The 18,409-nt window shown below is 62.9% G+C and carries 20 protein-coding genes; 14 read left to right on the plus strand and 6 right to left on the minus strand.

What is annotated here, in order from left to right; all coding sequences use genetic code 11:
* Window positions 1–245 precede the first annotated feature (245 nt).
* A complete protein-coding gene (locus ACSOSP_RS12670; protein ID WP_455307101.1) occupies window positions 246–1,946 on the plus strand; it encodes an isovaleryl-CoA dehydrogenase in 1,701 nt (566 codons plus the stop codon).
* 15 nt (window positions 1,947–1,961) lie between these two features.
* Here the strand turns inward: ACSOSP_RS12670 and ACSOSP_RS12675 are convergent, their stop codons facing one another.
* From ACSOSP_RS12675 to fliE, 5 genes are all read right to left on the minus strand, one after another.
* Entirely contained in the window at window positions 1,962–2,303 is a 342-nt protein-coding gene (locus ACSOSP_RS12675) for an EscU/YscU/HrcU family type III secretion system export apparatus switch protein (protein ID WP_455307103.1), read from the minus strand.
* A complete protein-coding gene (gene fliK, locus ACSOSP_RS12680; RefSeq protein ID WP_455307105.1) occupies window positions 2,300–3,643 on the minus strand; it encodes a flagellar hook-length control protein FliK in 1,344 nt (447 codons plus the stop codon). Before fliK ends, ACSOSP_RS12675 begins: the two co-directional genes overlap by 4 nt.
* A gap of 86 nt (window positions 3,644–3,729) precedes the next feature.
* Window positions 3,730–4,062, minus strand: coding sequence for a flagellar protein FliT (locus ACSOSP_RS12685; RefSeq protein ID WP_455307107.1), 333 nt, complete (start codon window positions 4,060–4,062; stop codon window positions 3,730–3,732).
* A gap of 24 nt (window positions 4,063–4,086) precedes the next feature.
* A complete protein-coding gene (gene fliS / locus ACSOSP_RS12690) occupies window positions 4,087–4,500 on the minus strand; it encodes a flagellar export chaperone FliS (RefSeq protein ID WP_455307109.1) in 414 nt (137 codons plus the stop codon).
* A gap of 265 nt (window positions 4,501–4,765) precedes the next feature.
* Window positions 4,766–5,116 carry a flagellar hook-basal body complex protein FliE gene (gene fliE / locus ACSOSP_RS12695; protein ID WP_455307111.1) on the minus strand — a complete coding sequence of 117 codons (351 nt, stop codon included), beginning with the start codon at window positions 5,114–5,116 and terminating at the stop codon, window positions 4,766–4,768.
* Window positions 5,117–5,451: 335 nt separating this feature from the next.
* On the opposite strand from fliE, the gene fliF reads away from it, so the two are divergent.
* The 13 genes from fliF (at window position 5,452) to fliR (ending at window position 17,243) form a co-directional block, all read left to right on the plus strand.
* Window positions 5,452–7,236, plus strand: coding sequence for a flagellar basal-body MS-ring/collar protein FliF (gene fliF / locus ACSOSP_RS12700; RefSeq protein WP_455307113.1), 1,785 nt, complete (start codon window positions 5,452–5,454; stop codon window positions 7,234–7,236).
* A complete protein-coding gene (fliG, locus tag ACSOSP_RS12705) occupies window positions 7,226–8,221 on the plus strand; it encodes a flagellar motor switch protein FliG (RefSeq protein WP_455307115.1) in 996 nt (331 codons plus the stop codon). Before fliF ends, fliG begins: the two co-directional genes overlap by 11 nt.
* Entirely contained in the window at window positions 8,214–8,915 is a 702-nt protein-coding gene (gene fliH / locus ACSOSP_RS12710) for a flagellar assembly protein FliH (RefSeq protein WP_455307116.1), read from the plus strand. Before fliG ends, fliH begins: the two co-directional genes overlap by 8 nt.
* Entirely contained in the window at window positions 8,909–10,459 is a 1,551-nt protein-coding gene (gene fliI / locus ACSOSP_RS12715) for a flagellar protein export ATPase FliI (RefSeq protein WP_455307118.1), read from the plus strand. Before fliH ends, fliI begins: the two co-directional genes overlap by 7 nt.
* Before the next feature lie 24 nt (window positions 10,460–10,483).
* Window positions 10,484–10,933: a flagellar export protein FliJ gene (gene fliJ / locus ACSOSP_RS12720; RefSeq protein ID WP_455307119.1), complete on the plus strand. Its 450-nt coding sequence runs from the start codon at window positions 10,484–10,486 to the stop codon at window positions 10,931–10,933.
* A 45-nt stretch (window positions 10,934–10,978) separates the two neighbouring features.
* The gene (locus ACSOSP_RS12725) at window positions 10,979–12,544 is read left to right on the plus strand and encodes a flagellar hook-length control protein FliK (protein WP_455307121.1); all 1,566 of its coding nucleotides are present in this window, start codon (window positions 10,979–10,981) and stop codon (window positions 12,542–12,544) included.
* A 226-nt stretch (window positions 12,545–12,770) separates the two neighbouring features.
* The gene (gene fliL, locus ACSOSP_RS12730) at window positions 12,771–13,265 is read left to right on the plus strand and encodes a flagellar basal body-associated protein FliL (protein WP_455307123.1); all 495 of its coding nucleotides are present in this window, start codon (window positions 12,771–12,773) and stop codon (window positions 13,263–13,265) included.
* A 127-nt stretch (window positions 13,266–13,392) separates the two neighbouring features.
* A complete protein-coding gene (gene fliM / locus ACSOSP_RS12735) occupies window positions 13,393–14,391 on the plus strand; it encodes a flagellar motor switch protein FliM (protein ID WP_031364172.1) in 999 nt (332 codons plus the stop codon).
* A complete protein-coding gene (fliN, locus tag ACSOSP_RS12740) occupies window positions 14,378–14,821 on the plus strand; it encodes a flagellar motor switch protein FliN (RefSeq protein ID WP_455307125.1) in 444 nt (147 codons plus the stop codon). The genes fliM and fliN overlap by 14 nt, the downstream gene beginning before the upstream one ends.
* Window positions 14,818–15,360: a flagellar biosynthetic protein FliO gene (fliO, locus tag ACSOSP_RS12745; protein ID WP_455307127.1), complete on the plus strand. Its 543-nt coding sequence runs from the start codon at window positions 14,818–14,820 to the stop codon at window positions 15,358–15,360. Before fliN ends, fliO begins: the two co-directional genes overlap by 4 nt.
* Window positions 15,360–16,136 carry a flagellar type III secretion system pore protein FliP gene (gene fliP / locus ACSOSP_RS12750; protein ID WP_455307129.1) on the plus strand — a complete coding sequence of 259 codons (777 nt, stop codon included), beginning with the start codon at window positions 15,360–15,362 and terminating at the stop codon, window positions 16,134–16,136. Before fliO ends, fliP begins: the two co-directional genes overlap by 1 nt.
* A 43-nt stretch (window positions 16,137–16,179) precedes the next feature.
* Window positions 16,180–16,449 carry a flagellar biosynthesis protein FliQ gene (gene fliQ / locus ACSOSP_RS12755; protein ID WP_031364176.1) on the plus strand — a complete coding sequence of 90 codons (270 nt, stop codon included), beginning with the start codon at window positions 16,180–16,182 and terminating at the stop codon, window positions 16,447–16,449.
* Between the two features lie 2 nt (window positions 16,450–16,451).
* Entirely contained in the window at window positions 16,452–17,243 is a 792-nt protein-coding gene (gene fliR, locus ACSOSP_RS12760) for a flagellar biosynthetic protein FliR (protein WP_455307132.1), read from the plus strand.
* 47 nt (window positions 17,244–17,290) lie between these two features.
* Here the strand turns inward: fliR and ACSOSP_RS12765 are convergent, their stop codons facing one another.
* Window positions 17,291–18,406 carry a Fic family protein gene (locus ACSOSP_RS12765; RefSeq protein ID WP_455307133.1) on the minus strand — a complete coding sequence of 372 codons (1,116 nt, stop codon included), beginning with the start codon at window positions 18,404–18,406 and terminating at the stop codon, window positions 17,291–17,293.
* Window positions 18,407–18,409 lie beyond the last annotated feature (3 nt).

The following is an 18,409-nucleotide window of genomic DNA, read 5'->3' on the forward strand; positions in this document are numbered from 1 at the left end:
AAGGAGTTCCGATTAAAAATCGGAAATACCTCAAAGCAGAAAATTTGAGACGATTCTCAAGACGTCTTGCAATACCCATGAATGGCATCGCATTGACGCAGTAATCGAAGCGCAAACTTTGAATGAACGTCAATTCGCGCTATTCGGTTGAATGGGCGAAGCCGTGGTGCATGACGTCGATCAAGCTTTTTGCAAAAATTGAAGCGAGCGAGCAAACTGAACGAACGCATGACGGAGGCAACGCGATGAGTTCATCCACCTACGGCCAAACGCACGAAGTCACGAACCAGGCGCCACCGCTCGAGCGCTACAACGCGATGACCACCGACGCGTCTCTCGTGGCCGCGCTGGAACGCGAAGGCGCGGCGTGGCACCTCGACACCCTCACTCGCGACGGCTTTGCGCTCACCCAACCCGACGTCCTCGCGCTCGCCGACCTGGCCAACCGGCATACGCCTGAACACCATCCGTTCAGCGCGCGCGGCGAGCGTATCGATGCAATCGAATTCCATCCGGCGTGGCACACGCTGCTTTCCATGCTGCGTGAGCAAGGGCTTCACTCGCTGCCGTTCGAAACCGCTACGCCCAGACCCGGCTCCATGGCCGCGCGCGCCGCCGGATATTTTCTTCACGCGCAACTGGAAAGCGGTTCGTTGTGCCCGCTGACCATGACGTTCGCCAGCATTCCCGTGTTGCAACAGGAACCTGCGCTCTACGCGAGCCTGCGGGAGCAATTACTCTCGCGCCGGCATGATCCACGCGATATCCCGCTCGGCGCCGGCAAGCAGTCGATGATGATCGGCATGGGCATGACCGAAAAACAGGGCGGCTCGGACGTGCGCAGCAACCGGACCCGCGCGGTCGCGACGGGCGCGGGCGGACGAGGCGGCGAGTATCGGCTGATCGGCCATAAGTGGTTCTTCTCGGCGCCTCAATGCGACGCGCATCTCGTGCTGGCCCGCACGGGTGGAACCGGCGAAAGCGACGACGGCAAAGGCCCGGTTTCCTGCTTCTACGTTCCGCGTTTCGCGCCGGATGGATCGAAGAACGCCGTGCAAATCCAGCAACTCAAGGACAAGCTCGGCAACCGCTCGAACGTCAGCAGCGAGGTCGAATTCCTCGATGCCTACGGCGTCATGATCGGCGACGAAGGGCGCGGCGTACCGACGATCATCGAAATGGCGAACTTCACGCGTCTCGATTGCGTGATCGGCAGCGCCGCCTTGATGCGCGCCGCGCTGATCCAGGCGATTCATCACGCGCGGCATCGGCGGGTCTTCGGCGCAAGGCTTATCGACCAGCCGTTGATGCGCAACGTCCTCGCCGACCTCGCGCTGGAATCGGAAGCGGCCACCGTGCTGTTCATGCGGCTCGCGGGCGCATTCGAGAATTCGGCCAAACCGGAGGAGCGCGCGTGGCGCCGCATCGTGACGCCGGCGGCGAAGTTCTGGGTCTGCAAGCGCGCGCTGGAATTCACCGGCGAGGCAATGGAGGTCTGGGGAGGAAACGGTTATGTCGAAACGGGGCCGATGGCGCGGTTTTATCGCGAGGCGCCGGTGAATTCGATCTGGGAAGGTTCGGGGAACGTGATGTGCCTCGACGTGCTGCGGGCATTCGAGCACGAACCCGATGCCGCCCGCGCGCTTTTCGATTCCTGGCAGGCGGTGGCGGGTGAACATCGCGTTCTCGGCGATGCGCTGAAGACGCTGCTCGCCATGCTGACCGGTGACCCGGCGACGCGCGAAGCGTCGGCGCGGGGGACTGCGCAGCAGTTGGTGCTCACCGCGCAAGGGATTCTGCTCGCGCAGCACGCGCCTGCGGACGTGGCGGCGGCGTTCATCGAAACCCGTCTCGGCGATGCCCGTGGTTCAGTCAATCGCGTATATGGAACGCTGCCGGCCACGTTCGACTTCAACGCTGTGATCGAGCGTGCGTTCGCGGGGTAAGACAACGGCCGCAAATCAAGCCGCGCGGTTACGCCCCTTGCGCACTGGAATCGTGGGGTCGACTTCGGGCCGCGGCCCCGCCTCCACCCCGTTCTCCAGCCGATACAACCACGCAAGAAGTTCTGCCACCGCCTGATAAAGCGCGGGCGGAATGCGCGAGTCCAGATCGACCTGCATCAGCAGCGACACCATCTCCGGCGACTCATGCACGTATAGCCCCGCGTCCTTGGCGCGCTGCACGATCATTTCCGCGACCAGCCCGTAGCCCTTCGCGACCACGCGCGGCGCGGCATCGGCATTTTTGGCGTCGTAGGTGAGCGCGGTCGCCTGCTTGCGCGAATCGTTGCGCGGACTCACGTGTCGCTCCCAGCCGATGGCGCTGCGTTCGCGGCGCTGATGACATCGCGGAAATGGGGAAATGCCGGATCAGCGGCCAGGTCGGCCAGCGCGTCGCGGGCGTGAACCGTCAACCCCGCGAGCTGCAATCCCGCGGCGTCGAGTTGTTGCCGGAAATGATCGCCATCGGCGGCAAGACGGGCCGCGCCGCCCTCGCTCGCGTTCAGCCGCACCACCAGTTGCTGGCCGGTGAGAACCAGGTCGGCATCCACATTGCCGAGCGTGGGCAAGCTCAGCGTGACACGCGTGTGCCAGGCCCGGTCGGTATCGGCAGGACCGGTTGCCGCGCCGCCATCCTGAAACGCATCGCGTCCATAGGGAGCGCGGTTTTGAGGCTGGATTTCCCAATCGAACTTCGCGCCCGGCCAAGCTTCGCCGGACCAGCGAAACTGGTCGGAAGCGAGTACGTCGAGTTGCTGGCGGATCAGCGGAATAGTCGATGGATGAATGCCGGAGGCCACCGCCGCTTGCACGGCCGAATCCAGCAGATGCGCGGCCGAAGGCAGCGCGGGCGTTGCCGCTGTCCCCGCCCCCTGCGCTGCCGATGAAAACACGCTGGCCGGCATTGCGCGCACCGATGCCGCCATCGCCGCCGCCTGCTGCGGCGTTTGCGGAGTGGGCACGGGACGCATGGGATTGGGCGCGTCGGGGGTATCGGCTGCGGCGAAAGCCGGTGGCAGCAGCGTTTCGTCGATGACGGCTTCGGGCCGGGCTTCCGCAGCAGCCGGGAAGGAATCCGACAGCAATTCATCCGCCAATTTGTCCACCCGCGCCTGAGGCTCATTTCGCAACGACGCAAGCGAACGCTGTCCGCCCAGCCACAGCGCAATATGGTTTTCGTAGAAAAGGCCGCTATCCGCGACGGTCCGGGCCAGCATGGCCGCCAGTACGGGCACGGGCAAAGGCGGCGCAGGCGGGTTGACCGCGCTCGCGGCATTCGCCGAACTGGAGGAAAACAACGACCCTGACAGGCTCTCGAACGCGCTGGCAGCCAGGACTAGGCGCGGCGCGGTCGGCCACAACGGTAAGCTGCCGAGCAAGGCGGGCGTCGCGCTGCCGCCGAACCGCGAAATGATGTCGAGCGTGCGCGCGATCTCGCTTAGCGCGGTCTGCGTCGACGGACCCGGCGCGGCATACGCGTTGATGACGGCTGCGGGCGTGGCGACGCGCGGGGTATCGACTGAAAGCTGCGAGGCATTGGCTTGAGGCGCGGTCGAACTGGTCTGCGTATTGAGCGCGGACAACAGCATGTCAGTGCGGCTGGCAAGCAGCGCAGCGACGGCGGAGTCCAGTCCAGTCATGCCAATATCCTCGGGTCAGCAGTCCAGCCGAACGGCCGGCCACCGGTTTCAACGAGCCGCAAACGCGTCAACCACATCAAGCGCGTCTAGCGAAACCCGACCATCTTCTTCAAAACTCGCACTGGCCTGTTCACGCTGAATAATGCTGCGGACAAACGCGCGAGGCTGGGGGTGCTGAGATCGCGAATAGCGGCGTCATCGGCAAGAATCCGGCGCACCAGTTCGAGCTTGCGGGCACGCGCGGTGTCGTCCAGTTCGGAACTGGGGTCGGCCTCTCTCAAGCCGTCGACCAGGTCCCGGTACTTGCTCTGCATAGTCTTCAGTTCGCCCCATTCTCCACTGCGTGCTGCGGCCAGCATGCACGCAGAAAGTGCGGCAATCGCTTCATAATGAGCGAAATATTCGTGTGTGGTTTTCATTATGTGCAAGCAAGTTTCGCGGCTTCACGCCGCAGCCATTTTTGCTGCATCGGGTGCAATCGCCATCCAGGCTTCCTCCAGGGTCGCCAGCAGGCCATCGATCTCCACCAGCACTTCTTCGCTCTGACGCACGTTCGCTTCAAGCAGCCGGTGCGCCATGTAGGTGTACAGCGCGTCCAGGCGTGCCGCGATATCGCCGCCAATGTCCTTGTTGAGCGACTGCTGCAAACCGCTTTCAATGATGCTGATCGCTTTCGAGATCGCCTCGCCGCGCGCCGGGATATTGCCCTGCTGCAGGTGCATCCGCGCCTGGGCAATCGACTGTCGCGCGCCCTGATACAACATGGCGACCAGCCTGTGCGGGCTTGCGCCCATTACCCCTGTCTGAACTCCGACGCGCGCATAGGCGTTGGCCCCACCGTGTGCCTGGGAAAACATCCGACCCTCTCCTCTATCGATTTCCGTCGCTTCATGGGCGTTCGCTCGAAGGCGCTGCACACCAGCGTACCTAGTGACGAAGACCTTGATGAACCGGTGCCGATAAACGGGTTAAGACCCTTCTATTTGTCTGATCGTTTATCGTGCTGCTATCCGGGTTATCGGAGAAAGCGGCAAAAGCTTTAGGCGTGCTTTGCGTCACAGCGAATTCCAGGAAGGGAAATGGTCGGCAGGCCGATGAGGCGGAAAACCGCCGGCACAGCGTTCAGACCGAGATGTTCATGATGTCGTTGTAGGCGGACACGAGCTTGTTGCGGACCTGCAAACCGAACTGGAAGCCCACGTTCGCCTTCTGCATGTCGACCATCACGTCGTTCAGCGAAACGTTTGGCGCGCCCACTTCGAACGCGTGCGCCTGGGTGATCGCGTTGTTCTGGCTGCTGCTGATGCTGTCGAGGGACGACTTCAGCGCGTCGGCGAAACTGCCGGCGCTCGCTGCGCCCGATTCGGGCACGACGCTGCCGCTTGCGACGTTGCCGGCACCGCCCGCAGCCTGCGTCGACAAGGCCTGCATTTGCTGAAGCGCCGAACTCAGCGGGCTGATGGGAGCATTCATGGTGTCTCCAGAAGGAACGGAAAGGAACTGAAAATCGGCGGCAACATATGGATCGCTTTACTTCTGGGACAATTCGAACCGGGGCCTGTCCCGGGCCTCAGGCCGGCGTCTCTCGCCGGAGCCTGGGCGGTTCGCCATATGGCCTGACCGATTAGGAAAAAGTCTAGCAGCAGCGCCATTTCCCAAAGCGGGGAAAGGGAACCAAATCTCGCTTCTGTTCGCTGAATCGACTTACCTCTCCTTACGGATAATTCCTCTCATGAAACTGCCTGCAGCGCGCACGGTCATCGCCGCCGCACCTCGCAGAAAACGCAAGACTCGGAGAGTTTCGAAGTATGGATTCCACAACCAACCTGATTAACCCGGACGCCCGCATGGGTCTGACCGGCGCGCCGCCGGGCGCGGCCGGGTCGATCACCGCGGGAACGGGCGGAGCCGGCTACGCGGGCGGCGCGGACTTCAGCGGCAATAACGGCTTCGGTCCGCGCATGCCGATGCTCAACCAGTTCCGCAACAACCCGCGCATGCCGCTGATCATTGCTGTCGCCATCCTGGCCGTGGTGGTGGCGGGCCTGGTGATGTGGTCGCGCCAGCCGGACTACCGGGTGTTGTTCAGCAATCTCTCGGACCGCGATGGCGGTGCGATTGTCGCGGCGCTCCAGCAAGGCAATATTCCCTACAAGATCGCCGAATCGGGCGGCGCGATCCTGGTTCCCAGCGACGCCGTGCACGAAACCCGCCTGCGCCTGGCGTCGCAGGGTTTGCCGAAGAACGGCTCGGTCGGCTTCGAATTGATGGATAACCAGAAGTTCGGCATCAGCCAGTTCGCCGAGCAGGTCAACTATCAGCGCGCGCTGGAAGGCGAGCTGGAAAAAACCATCGCGTCGATCTCCTCGGTGCGCGAAGCCCGTGTCCATCTCGCCATTCCGAAGCCCACCGTGTTCGTGCGGGAAAAGGAACTGCCGACCGCGTCGGTCATGCTGAATCTCTACCCGGGCCGCGCGCTGGACGAGGGTCAGATCATCGCGATCCAGCACATGGTGTCCTCCGGCGTGCCGGACATGCCCGTGAAGAACGTGACGATCGTCGATCAGGACGGCAACCTCCTCACGCAGCAGAGCTCGGCGAACGGCCTGGACGCGTCGCAGCTCAAATATGTGCAGCAGATCGAGCGCAACACGCAGGGTCGCATCGACGCCATCCTTGCGCCGCTGTTCGGGGCCGGCAACGCGCATTCGCAGGTGAGCGCGGATATCGACTTCTCGAAGCTCGAGCAAACCGCCGAAAGTTATGGCCCGAACGCGAACCCGCAAAACACGGCGATTCGCAGCCAGCAATCGAGTCTGTCGAACGACAGCGGCGGCGCAGCCGCGGGCGGCGTGCCGGGCGCGTTGTCGAACCAGCCGCCGGCCGCGTCTTCCGCGCCGGTCGACGCAGCCGCGAGCGGCGCCGAGGGCGCGAAAACCGCCCCGGTCAGCATGCGCAAGGACACCACGACCAATTACGAAGTCGACCGCACCGTGCGTCACTACGAGCAGCCGATGGGCGGCATCAAGCGCCTGTCCGTGGCTGTGGTGGTGAACTACCAGAAGCAGGTCGACGCCAAGGGCAAGGTCACCATGCTGCCGCTGCCCGCCGACAAGCTCGATCAGGTGCAGCAACTGGTGAAAGACGCGATGGGCTACGACGAAAAGCGTGGCGATTCGGTGAACGTGGTCAACAGCACCTTCCTGGTGGATTCGACCGTGATTCCCGACGTGCCGTGGTGGCGCACCCCGGACATGATCGCGCGCGCGATCCAGCTCGCGAAGTACGCGGGGATCGGGGCGGTGGCGTTGTTCCTGTATTTCAGCATGGTGAAGCCGGCGCTGCGCCGCGCCTTCCCGCCGCCTCCGGAGCCGGCAGCGCTGGCCGCGCCGGATGACCTGTCGCTGCTCGACGGGCCGTCCATGCCGAAATCGCAGGTGGAAGAAGAAAAGGATGCCGAGGTAAGTTTGCTCGGTCATGAAAGCAACAAGGCCAAGTTCGAACGCAATCTCGACTACGCGCGCATGGTTGCGCGCCAGGACCCGAGAATCGTCGCGACGGTCGTCAAGAACTGGGTGTCCGATGAACGCTGAAGGCCTCAATAAAGCTGCGCTCCTGCTGATGTCGATTGGTGAATCGGAGGCGGCGGAAGTGTTCAAGTACCTTGGCCCGCGCGAGGTGCAGAAGATCGGCGCGACCATGGCGACGTTGAAAAACGTGACGCGCGAACAGCTCGACAACGTCATGACCGAGTTCGTCAATGAAGCCGAGCAGCACACCGCGCTGTCGCTCGATTCGAGCGAATATATCCGCGCTGTGCTGACCAAGGCGCTCGGTGAAAACAAGGCGGGCGCGCTGATCGACCGGATCCTGCAGGGCAGCGATACCAGCGGTATCGAAGGCCTGAAGTGGATGGATTCGGCCGCTGTCGCCGAACTGATCAAGAACGAGCATCCGCAGATCATTGCGACAATCCTGGTTCACCTGGACCGCGATCAGGCGTCCGAAATTGTGGCGCTGATGACGGAGCGCTTGCGCAACGACGTGCTGCTGCGCATTGCCACGCTCGACGGCATCCAGCCGGCCGCGCTGCGCGAACTCGACGACGTGCTGACCACGCTGCTTTCGGGCAGCGACAACCTGAAGCGCGCGCCGATGGGCGGCATCCGCACGGCGGCGGAAATCCTCAACTTCATGTCGACGGCGCAAGAAGAATCCGTGATCGAAAACGTGAAGGAATTCGATGCGGAACTCGCGCAGAAGATCATCGATCAAATGTTTGTGTTCGAAAACCTGCTCGAACTCGAAGACCGCGCAATCCAGTTGCTGCTGAAAGAAGTGGAATCCGAAACGCTGATTGTCTCGCTGAAAGGCGCGCAACCGCCGTTGCGGCAGAAGTTCCTGTCGAACATGTCGCAGCGCGCCGCCGAACTGCTGGCCGAAGATCTCGACTCGCGCGGCCCGGTGCGGCTCTCGGAAGTCGAGGCGCAACAGCGCAAGATCCTGCAGGTCGTGCGCAACCTGGCCGAATCGGGTCAGATCCAGTTAGGCGGCAAGGCCGAGGACGCATATGTCTGACGCTGCCGAAGCCGCCAAGAAGGCTCACGCTGCCGATGCGGCCGCAAAGGCCCGCATGTCCGCTTACCAGCGCTGGGAAATGGCGTCGTTCGATCCGGTTCCGGTCGATCGCAGCGCCGCCGATCAAGCCGCGCTGGAAAAGCACTTGCGCCGCGTCCGCGATGAAGCGCACGCGCAGGGGCTGGCATCGGGCCATGTGGCGGGTCAGGCAATGGGTTACAAGGCCGGCTACGACCAGGGTTACGAACAAGGCGTGGAAGAAGGCCGCCGCCACGCGCGCGCGGAAGCAGCGCGGCTGACGCAAATGGCCGATACTTTCAAGATTGCGCTGCAAGCCGCGGACGCTGTCGTTGCCGAGGCGCTGACCGCGCTGGCGCTGGACATCGCGCAGCAAGTGGTTTCGCAGCATCTGACACTCGATCCGACCGCGGTGCTGGCCGTCGCGCGCTCGGTGATCGCCGCCGAGCCGGCGTTGGCCGGAGCGCCCTATCTGACGGTGAATCCGGCGGATCTGCCGATTGTCGAGGCGTATTTGCTGGAAGAACTCCAGGCGGCGGGATGGTCGGTCAGGACCGATCCGGATATTGAGCGCGGCGGTTGCCGGGCGCACGCGGCCAGCGGTGAAATCGACGCAACCAATGTCACGCGCTGGGAGCGCGTGGCGGCGGCGCTCGGGAGGTCACAACCATGGTGAATTTAGCCCATGTCAATGCAAGCCCTGCGCGCCGCGTTACGCAGGAAGGCTTGAGCGAGCTCGAACAGGAACTGGCGCGCGCGTCGTTCGGTCCGCTCGCCGCGGACGACGACGTCGAACCGACGATCGAAGAAATTGCGGCCCAGACCATCGTCGATCTCGCCGATATGGCGAACAACCCGCATCTGGATGGCTGGCGCGCGCAGCTCGAAGCTAGCAAGGCGCGCAGCCAGATATCGAAACCGTTGCGCGCGTGCGGGCGTCTTACGCGCGCAGCCGGCCTGGTTCTGGAAGCCGTCGGATTGAAGCTGGGCGTGGGCTCGGAATGCATGATCGAGTTGCCCGCCGGCAGTTCGATTCCCATGGCCGAAGCCGAAGTCGTCGGTTTCTCCGGCGACAAGCTGTTCCTCATGCCGACCACCGAAGTCTCCGGCCTGCTGCCCGGGGCGCGCGTGTATCCGCTGGAAAGCGCGCCGATCAATGATCCGATGGCCGGCGCCAAGCGCCTGCCGGTCGGCTGGGAAATGCTCGGCCGCGTGGTCGATGCGTCGGGCAGGCCGCTTGACGGCCTCGGGCCCCTTGGCTCGAAAATCGATGCGCCGCTGACCTCGCCGACCATCAACCCGCTCAATCGCGAACCCATTCACAAGGTGCTCGACGTCGGCGTGCGCGCGATCAATGCGTTGCTGACCGTGGGACGCGGCCAGCGCATGGGCCTGTTCGCGGGGTCGGGCGTGGGCAAGTCCGTGCTGCTCGGCACCATGGCGCGTTATACGAGCGCCGAAGTGATCGTGATCGGGCTGATTGGCGAACGGGGCCGCGAGGTGAAGGAATTCATCGAGCAGATTCTGGGCGAAGACGGGCTCGCGCGCTCCGTCGTGGTAGCGGCGCCTGCTGATGTGTCACCCATTTTGCGGATGCAAGGTGCGACCTACGCGACCTCTTTGGCCGAATATTTTAGGGATCAGGGCAAACACGTACTTTTGCTCATGGATTCGCTCACGCGCTATGCAATGGCGCAGCGCGAAATTGCCCTCGCAATCGGCGAACCCCCCGCCACCAAAGGCTATCCGCCCTCCGTGTTCGCCAAATTGCCGGCGCTCGTCGAGCGAACCGGGAACGGCCGGGAGGGCGCCGGATCGATCACGGCTTTTTATACGGTCTTGACGGAAGGGGACGATCAGCAAGATCCTATTGCCGATTCCGCGCGCGCCATTCTCGACGGCCATATTGTGTTGTCGCGTTCGTTGGCCGAAGCGGGGCATTATCCCGCCATCGATATTGAAGCGTCCATCAGCCGGGCGATGACTGCCCTGATCGACGACAAGCACCTGGACCGGGTGCGTTTGTTCAAACAAATGTTATCGCGCTACCAGCGCAATCGCGATTTGATCAATGTCGGGGCGTATTCCACGGGGCGGGATGCGCTGCTTGATCGCGCCATTGCACTTTATCCGCGGATTGAAGCGTTTTTGCAGCAAGGATTTCGTGAGCAGGCCATGTTTGATCCAAGCCTGGCCCAACTCGATGCTTTATTCGAATAAAGATAATTTAGGAATCTGACGTCCATGTCCAAGCATCTGCCGATCACTACCCTGATCAACCTCGCGGAAGAAGAACTGGAGGCTGCCACGAAAAAGCTTGGCAAGCTCCAGCAAGAGCGCGACGAGGTGGAGGCGCAGTTGAATTCGCTGGTCACGTATCGGGACGAGTATCACGCGCGTTTTACGGCGTCGGCGCAGGAAGGCACGACCGCGCAGACGCTGCGCAACTTCCAGGCATTCGTCGATACCCTCGATTCCGCCATCAACCAGCAGCGCAAGTTGCTCGTGGGCGCGAACCACCGGCTGGAAGCGGCCAAGCCGGAATGGCAGCAGCGCAAGCAGAAACTGGGTTCCTACGAAGTGCTGGCGGCGCGCGGCGACGCAGTGCGGGCGAAGCAGGAATCGCGAATCGAACAACGTGATTCCGATGAGCACGCTTCCAAGATGTTGCGGATGCGCGCCGAAAAGGCATGATTTTTATAGCGATTTTTATCTTGCACAAGATGCGAGGGCTCCTGCATGTCCACCGTTAATACTGCCAGCACGATGCTTAGCTTGAGCGCTGCCCAATCGCGGAACGCGGCGGCAACGTCGGCGAGCGATGACGCGGCGGCATCGTTCGTCTCCACGCTGCACAACATAACCACCAAGGCTAACGAGGAAGCGGCGGCTCAGGCGCGGGTGCAAGCGCAGGCGCAGGCGGCGAAAGCCGCAGCGGCGGCAGCGGCGGCGCGGGGCAGCGTTCACGACGCGTCCAAGCCCGACGACGCTTCAACTGCACAGGCTAAAGCGGCGGCGGATCAGGCCGACAGCGCGGATCAGGCGGCGACGGCAGATCAGACGCAGGGGGCGGGTTCGAGCGCGTCGACGTCGTTGGCTTCTTCGGCGTCATCGGCGTCATCGGCGTCATCAGCTTCATCTGCGGCCGATCAAACGCAGGCCGCGACCGCATCCACGGCGGCGGCTAACGCGACGGCTTCGGCTCAGACGGATGCCGATGCAGCGAAGACTCAGCCCGAAGCCACAGCGGCGGTAGCAGCAGCGGCCGCGACTGCGGCTGCGACCGTGGCGGCCATGTTGAAGGCGCGCGGCGGTGCGGCCGCCGATCCGGCCACGGCTCCGACCGATCCGGCCACTGCCGCGATGGATGCGCAAGCGGCGAGCGCGACGTCTTCCACGCAGTCGAAGGACAAGCCCAGCGACGCCAAGACTGCGGATGATGCGCTTCAGGCTGCGCTCGCGCAGTTGGCGAATACGCAGGGTGCTGCAACGCCATCGCCCGATGCAGCGGCAGCGGCGGCCGCAGCAGCGGCGAATGGTGCGATTGCGGCCAACGCTGCGAATGCGAATGCGGGCGGCAAGGGGGGTGGGTCGAGGCAGCCGGGCCGGGCGATCTCGCTTACAGCGTCCTCGGGTGACGCGACGAGCCGGGCATCGACAACGCAGCAAGCCGGCGCGACATCGGCTACGCAACAAGCAGAGGCAACGGCGGTGGCTTCCGCAACGCCGGCCGATGATGGCAGTGCTGCCTACAAAGCGACTGCCGATGCTGCGGCACATTCGGCTTCGATGCAGGCCGCGTCGGCGAGCGCGAGCAGCGCTCCCGTGCAGAGTGCCGCAACGGCGGCCGGCAGCGCGGCGATTGCGCCGCATGTCGGGTCGAGCGGCTGGGATGAGGCGTTTAGCCAGAAGGTGGTGTTTCTGTCGAATGGCCATCAACAGAGTGCTGAACTGACGTTGAATCCGAAGGATCTGGGGCCGTTGCAAGTGGTCTTGCAGGTCACGGACAACCACGCGCACGCGTTGTTCGTTTCGACGCACGCGCAGGTTCGGGCGGCGGTCGAAGCGGCGTTACCGACTTTGCGTGAAGCGATGCAGGCAAGCGGAATTGGCTTGGGCAGCGCGAGCGTGAGCGATGGGCTCATGGGTCAGCAGTCGAGCCAGCAGAATGGCGGGGCATCATCGAACGCGGGTAGAGGTGGTCGAAGCGCGGATGGCGTAGATGACGGCAGCAGCCTGGGCACGCTGAGCTCAATCAGCATGCCGGTGCGCAAACAGGTGGGATTGGTCGATACGTTTGCTTGATTTAGCGTAAGCGCTCAATAGCAAAAAAGCCGCGTTCCCGAAAGGGACGCGGCTTTTTTGTCGTCGTGCCTTTGTACCGCCCTTGGCTCTGCGCTGTTTGCTCCGATCGCAACCAGTCCACGCAAACAGCTAACTCACGAGTAAGCCCCAATTCCCCCCTCTATTCCCCTCATCGCAACCCTGCGAAATCGCCAACAATTCAGGCTACAGAAAGAGGTCCGCAACCATGGCAAGCACCACCGCAACTCAACAACCCATCGTCACCGTGAAGAGCGGCAAGATGAAGCGCGTCCTGCTGATCACAGCGGGCATTATCGTTTTGCTGGGCGCCGGCGGGGCTGGTGCTTACTACTACTTCCTGCAGAAGCCCGCTGTGGGCGCGGTGAAGAAGGCTGCACCCGCCGCGCCCCCGGTGTTCTTCCCGCTGGAGTCGATGACGGTCAATCTCCAGTCCGACGACACCATGCACTACTTGCGTATCGGCTTGACGCTGAAGCTGCCGGACCAGAAGGTACAAGCCGCGCTGGTTGAACGCATGCCGGAAGTACGCAGCCACATCTTGATGTTGCTGTCGGCGAAGCGGCCGGACGATCTGGCGGGCATCGACGGCAAGCGTCAGCTTGCGAAGGAACTGTTGGAGACGGTCCAAAAGACCGGAGGTGCGCCTGGCGATCCGGCGCAGGTCCAGGAAGTGTTGTTCACGGAATTCGTCGTTCAATAATCCGCGCGACAACCCTCGCCTTCAGCCGCTTTAGCAATAGCAAACGCAAACGCAAACGCGCACGCTAACTGCAAGAAGCACGACCGCTAAGCATCAAGCAACCGCGCACAGGAACCAAGGAACACTCATGGGCCACGAAGAGTTCATGTCGCAGGAGGAGGTGGATGCCCTGCTCAAGGGCGTCACCGGGGAAGTCGACGCAGTCGCCGACGAAACACGCTTCCATGGCGTGCGCCCCTACAACCTCGCGACGCAGGAACGCATCGTCCGGGGCCGGATGCCGGGCCTGGAAATCATCAACGACCGCTTCGCGCGCCTCTTGCGCGTGGGCATCTTCAACTTCATGCGGCGTTCGGCGGAAATCTCCGTCGGTCCGGTAAAGGTGCAGAAGTACAGCGAATTCACCCGCAACCTGCCGATCCCGACGAACCTGAACCTCGTCCACGTGAAGCCGTTGCGCGGCACCTCGCTGTTCGTGTTCGATCCGAACCTGGTGTTCTTCGTCGTCGATAACCTCTTCGGCGGCGACGGCCGTTTCCACACGCGCGTTGAAGGCCGTGAGTTCACGCAGACCGAGCAACGCATCATCAGCAAGCTGCTGAACCTCGTGTTCGAACACTACGCGGCATCGTGGAAAAGCGTGCGAACGCTTAACTTCGAGTACGTGCGCTCGGAAATGCACACGCAGTTCGCCAACGTGGCCACGCCGAACGAGATCGTGATCGTCACGCAGTTCTCCATCGAATTCGGATCGACCGGCGGCACGCTGCACATCTGCATGCCGTATTCGATGATCGAACCGATCCGCGACATCCTCTCCTCGCCCATTCAAGGCGAAGCGCTGGAAGTGGATCGCCGCTGGATCCGCGTGCTGTCGCAACAAGTTCAGGCGGCCGAAGTGGAACTCACGGTGGATCTGGCGGAGATCGGCACGACCTTCGAAAAGATTCTCAACATGCGGGCAGGCGATGTCCTGCCGATCAACGTGCCCGAAGTCGTCACCGCGAAAGTGGACGGCGTGCCAGTGATGGAATGCGGCTACGGAATTTTCAATGGTCAATACGCGTTGCGCGTCCAGAAGATGATCAGCGCAACCGACACGATGAAGGAAGGTGGATATGAGTGACGTAACTGAACCGGGCACGCTGCCGTCCAATCCGCTCAAGGGCGAGGACTTCGGCATGGACGACTGGGCGAGCGCGCTGGCTGAGCAGAACGGCAATGAAACGCCGGCGGCGGCTTCATCGGCGGGATTGTTCCAGCCTTTGTCGAAAGTCGAACCGCCCTCGACGCGCAATGACATCGACATGATTCTCGACATCCCCGTGCAGATGACGGTGGAGCTCGGACGTACCAAGATCGCGATCCGCAACCTGCTGCAACTGGCGCAGGGGTCGGTGGTGGAACTCGACGGCCTGGCCGGCGAACCGATGGACGTGCTGGTCAACGGCTGCCTGATCGCGCAGGGCGAAGTCGTGGTGGTCAACGACAAGTTCGGTATCCGTCTCACCGACATCATCACGCCGTCCGAACGCATCAGGAAGTTGAATCGATGAAACGCTCGGCCGTCGCGCTCTCAGCATTGGCAGTGCTTGCCATGACGCTTGGCGCCCACATCGCTCAAGCCGCCGACATGAACGCCGTCAATCACGCGGCGCAGATTGCATCGGGTGTTGGCGCGGGCACGGCCGTGCCGTCTCTCGGCGTGGGCGCGGTGCTGCAGACGCTGTTCGGCCTCGTGATCGTGATCGCGTTCGTGTTCGGCTGCGCGTGGCTTGCACGCAAGTTCGGTGTGGCCGGCACCAAGCGCACGGGGCTGGTGAAGGTGATCGGCGGAGCGTCGCTTGGCAACAAGGAGCGTGTCTCGGTAGTTGAGATTGGCGATACGTGGCTCGTGCTCGGCGCGGCGCCCGGCAATGTGCGGCTGCTGCACACCATGCCGGCGGGATCGGCGGAACTCAAGCTCGACGGAACGCCCCCCGGTGGTGACCCCGAAGCTCAGGCGCTGCAAGGAAGTTTCGGTCAACGTTTTCGCGATGCCCTCGCCGGCGAAGCGACCAAACGTCTGCAAAAATTCGCAGGCGGGAGCAAGTAATGCAGGCTCGTTTTCTAGCACGCTGTGTGGGACTGGCGGGTTTGCTCGCGCCGGCCGTCATGCTGGCCCTCCCCCACACCGCTTTCGCCCAAAGCACGGCAGGACTTCCGGCGTTCAACACGAGCGCAGGCCCGAACGGTGGCACGACGTATTCGCTCAGCATCCAGACGATGCTGCTGCTTACCATGCTGTCGTTCCTGCCGGCCATGCTGCTGATGATGACGGGCTTCACGCGCATCATCATTGTGTTGTCGCTGTTGCGGCAGGCGCTGGGCACGACCAGCACGCCGCCTAATCAGGTACTCGTCGGACTCGCGCTGTTTCTTACGCTGTTCGTGATGTCGCCGGTCCTCGACCGCGCTTACGTGGACGCATACAAGCCCTTCTCCGACGGCACGATCACGATGGACCAGGCCATGACGCGCGGCGTCGCGCCGTTCAAGCAGTTCATGCTGCGCCAGACTCGCGAATCCGATCTCGCGCTGTTCGCCCGCATCGCAAAAGCGCCGCCGATGAACGGTCCCGAAGACGTGCCGCTCTCGCTGCTGGTGCCGTCGTTCGTGACGAGCGAGCTCAAGACCGGCTTCCAGATCGGCTTCACCATCTTCATTCCGTTTCTCATCATCGACATGGTGGTGGCGAGCGTGCTGATGTCGATGGGGATGATGATGGTGTCGCCCACCACGATTTCGCTGCCGTTCAAGCTGATGTTGTTCGTGCTGGTGGACGGCTGGCAGTTGCTGATCGGCTCGCTCGCGCAGAGCTTCGTCTCATAGCGTCCGTCTCATAGCCTTCGAATCTAGCGTCAGGAATCAAACGATGACACCCGAATCCGTCATGTCGATCGCGCACCAGGCCATGTACGTGGCGCTGTTGCTCGCGGCTCCCTTGTTGCTGGTCGCGCTGGTGGTCGGCTTGGTCGTGAGCCTGTTCCAGGCCGCGACGCAGATCAACGAAAGCACGCTTTCGTTCATTCCGAAATTGCTCGCGGTGGCGCTTACGCTCGTGATCGCCGGACCGTGGATGATGGAGACGCTGCTCGATTACATGCGCCACGTTTTCACCATCACGCCCGCCATCACCGGCTAAGCATGTTCTCCGTCACTTACGCGCAGCTCAATGTCTGGCTGACGTCGTTCCTCTGGCCGTTCACGCGCATCCTCGCGCTGATTGCAACGGCGCCGCTGCTCAGCCACCAGGCCATCCCGATTCGCGTCAAGGTCGCGATCGCGGCGTTCATGGCGCTGATCGTGGCCCCGACCATTGGCGCCATGCCGCAGGTGACCGTGTTTTCCGCCGATGGCGTGATGATCATCATCAACCAGTTCCTGGTCGGCGCGGCGCTCGGCATGACGATGCAGATTGCGTTCGCTACCATCGATGCCGCGGGCGAGTTTATCGGCATGCAAATGGGCCTCGGTTTTGCAATGCTCTACGACCCGCGCGCCGGTGGGAATTCGGTGGTGATATCGCGCTATCTGAACACCATCGCCATGCTCGCGTTCCTTGTGTTCGACGGTCACCTGCAAATGATCAGCGCGCTCGTGCAGACGTTCCAGAGCGTGCCGGTGAGCGCAAACGTGCTGGGTTCGGCCACGTTCTCGCGCGGCTGGCAGACGCTTGCCGCGTACGGCGTGAGCGTGTTTTCGACGGGCTTGCTGCTGTCGCTGCCGGTGGTCACCGCGTTGCTGATCGCCAATCTCGCGCTGGGCATCCTGAATCGCGCGGCGCCGCAGATCGGGATTTTCCAGGTGGGCTTTCCGGTCACCATGCTGGTCGGCTTCCTGCTCATCCAGTTGATGATCCCCAACATGATCCCGTTCTTCCAGCGCATTTTCGATAGCGGTATCGACCAGATGGGGCGCGTGGCGGCTGCCCTTTAGCGGCCGTGGCTGCGACCGGGGCCGCGGCCGTGGGCCCATCAAACCAGTCAATCAACCAGCTCGTACGCGGTGCTGCGCCCGCCTGACATCGATCTGCGCAGCACCCCCAACGTCATCAGTTCGCCGATGTCACGCAATGCGGTATCCGGCGAACACTTCGCGATGGCTGCCCACTTGCTGCTGGTCAGCTTGCCTTCGAAACCATCCAGCAGCCGGTTCAGCAGCTTGATCTGCCGCTCGTTGAATGGCGCGCCGGCCCAGCGCTGCCATAAACGCGTCTTCACCAGCACCGCGTCCACCGTATGCTGGGCGTTATCCACCGCGCGGTGCAACGCGTCCAGGAACCACGTGAGCCACGCGGTGACATCGAGTGACCCGCGCTGGGTTTGTTCGAGGATGTCGTAATAAGCGCTGCGCTCCGACTGGATCTGCGCCGACAAACTGTAGAAGCGCTGCGGGCTGCCGTCGGCGCGGGCGAGCAGCAAGTCGCCTACTGCCCGGGCGATCCGGCCGTTGCCGTCATCGAAAGGATGCAGCGTGACGAACCACAGGTGCGCCAACCCGGCCTTGATTGCCGGGGCCACGTCAGAGTCGCGGTTGAGCCAGTCGAGAAAACGCGATGTCTCGACGTTGAGGCGAGCGGCCGGCGGCGCTTCGAAATGAACCCGCTGACGGCCGATGGGACCGGAGACCACTTGCATGGCGCCGTTTTCGTCGTTGCGCCATGCGCCGACCTGGATCCGCGACATGCCGCTGAAGCCGGTTGGAAACAAGGCCGCGTGCCACCCAAACAAGCGCTCCCGGGTCAGCGGCGCGTCGCAGCGTGCGGTGGCGTCGAGCACCATTTCAACCACGCCCTCCACGTGCCGGTCGACCGGTGCAAGTGCGCCGATATCCACCCCAAGCCGGCGCGCGATAGACGATCGGACCGAATCCGCATTCAGCCTCTCCCCTTCGATCTCGCTGGTCTTCAGCACGTCCTCGGTGAGCGCGGCCAGGCTTGCCTGATTGCGCAGGGTCAAACCGACATCGGAGAGGCGGCCGAGCAGCAAACCCTGGGCGCGGCTGACCGCGGCCAGCGGCGCGGCGATCAGCGACAGATCGTAGCGCCAGGCCGGCCAATCAGGATCTTCCCAGATGTAGGTCCATTCTCCGCGTTTCATGCG

It is taken from the genome of Caballeronia sp. KNU42 (assembly GCF_053760385.1).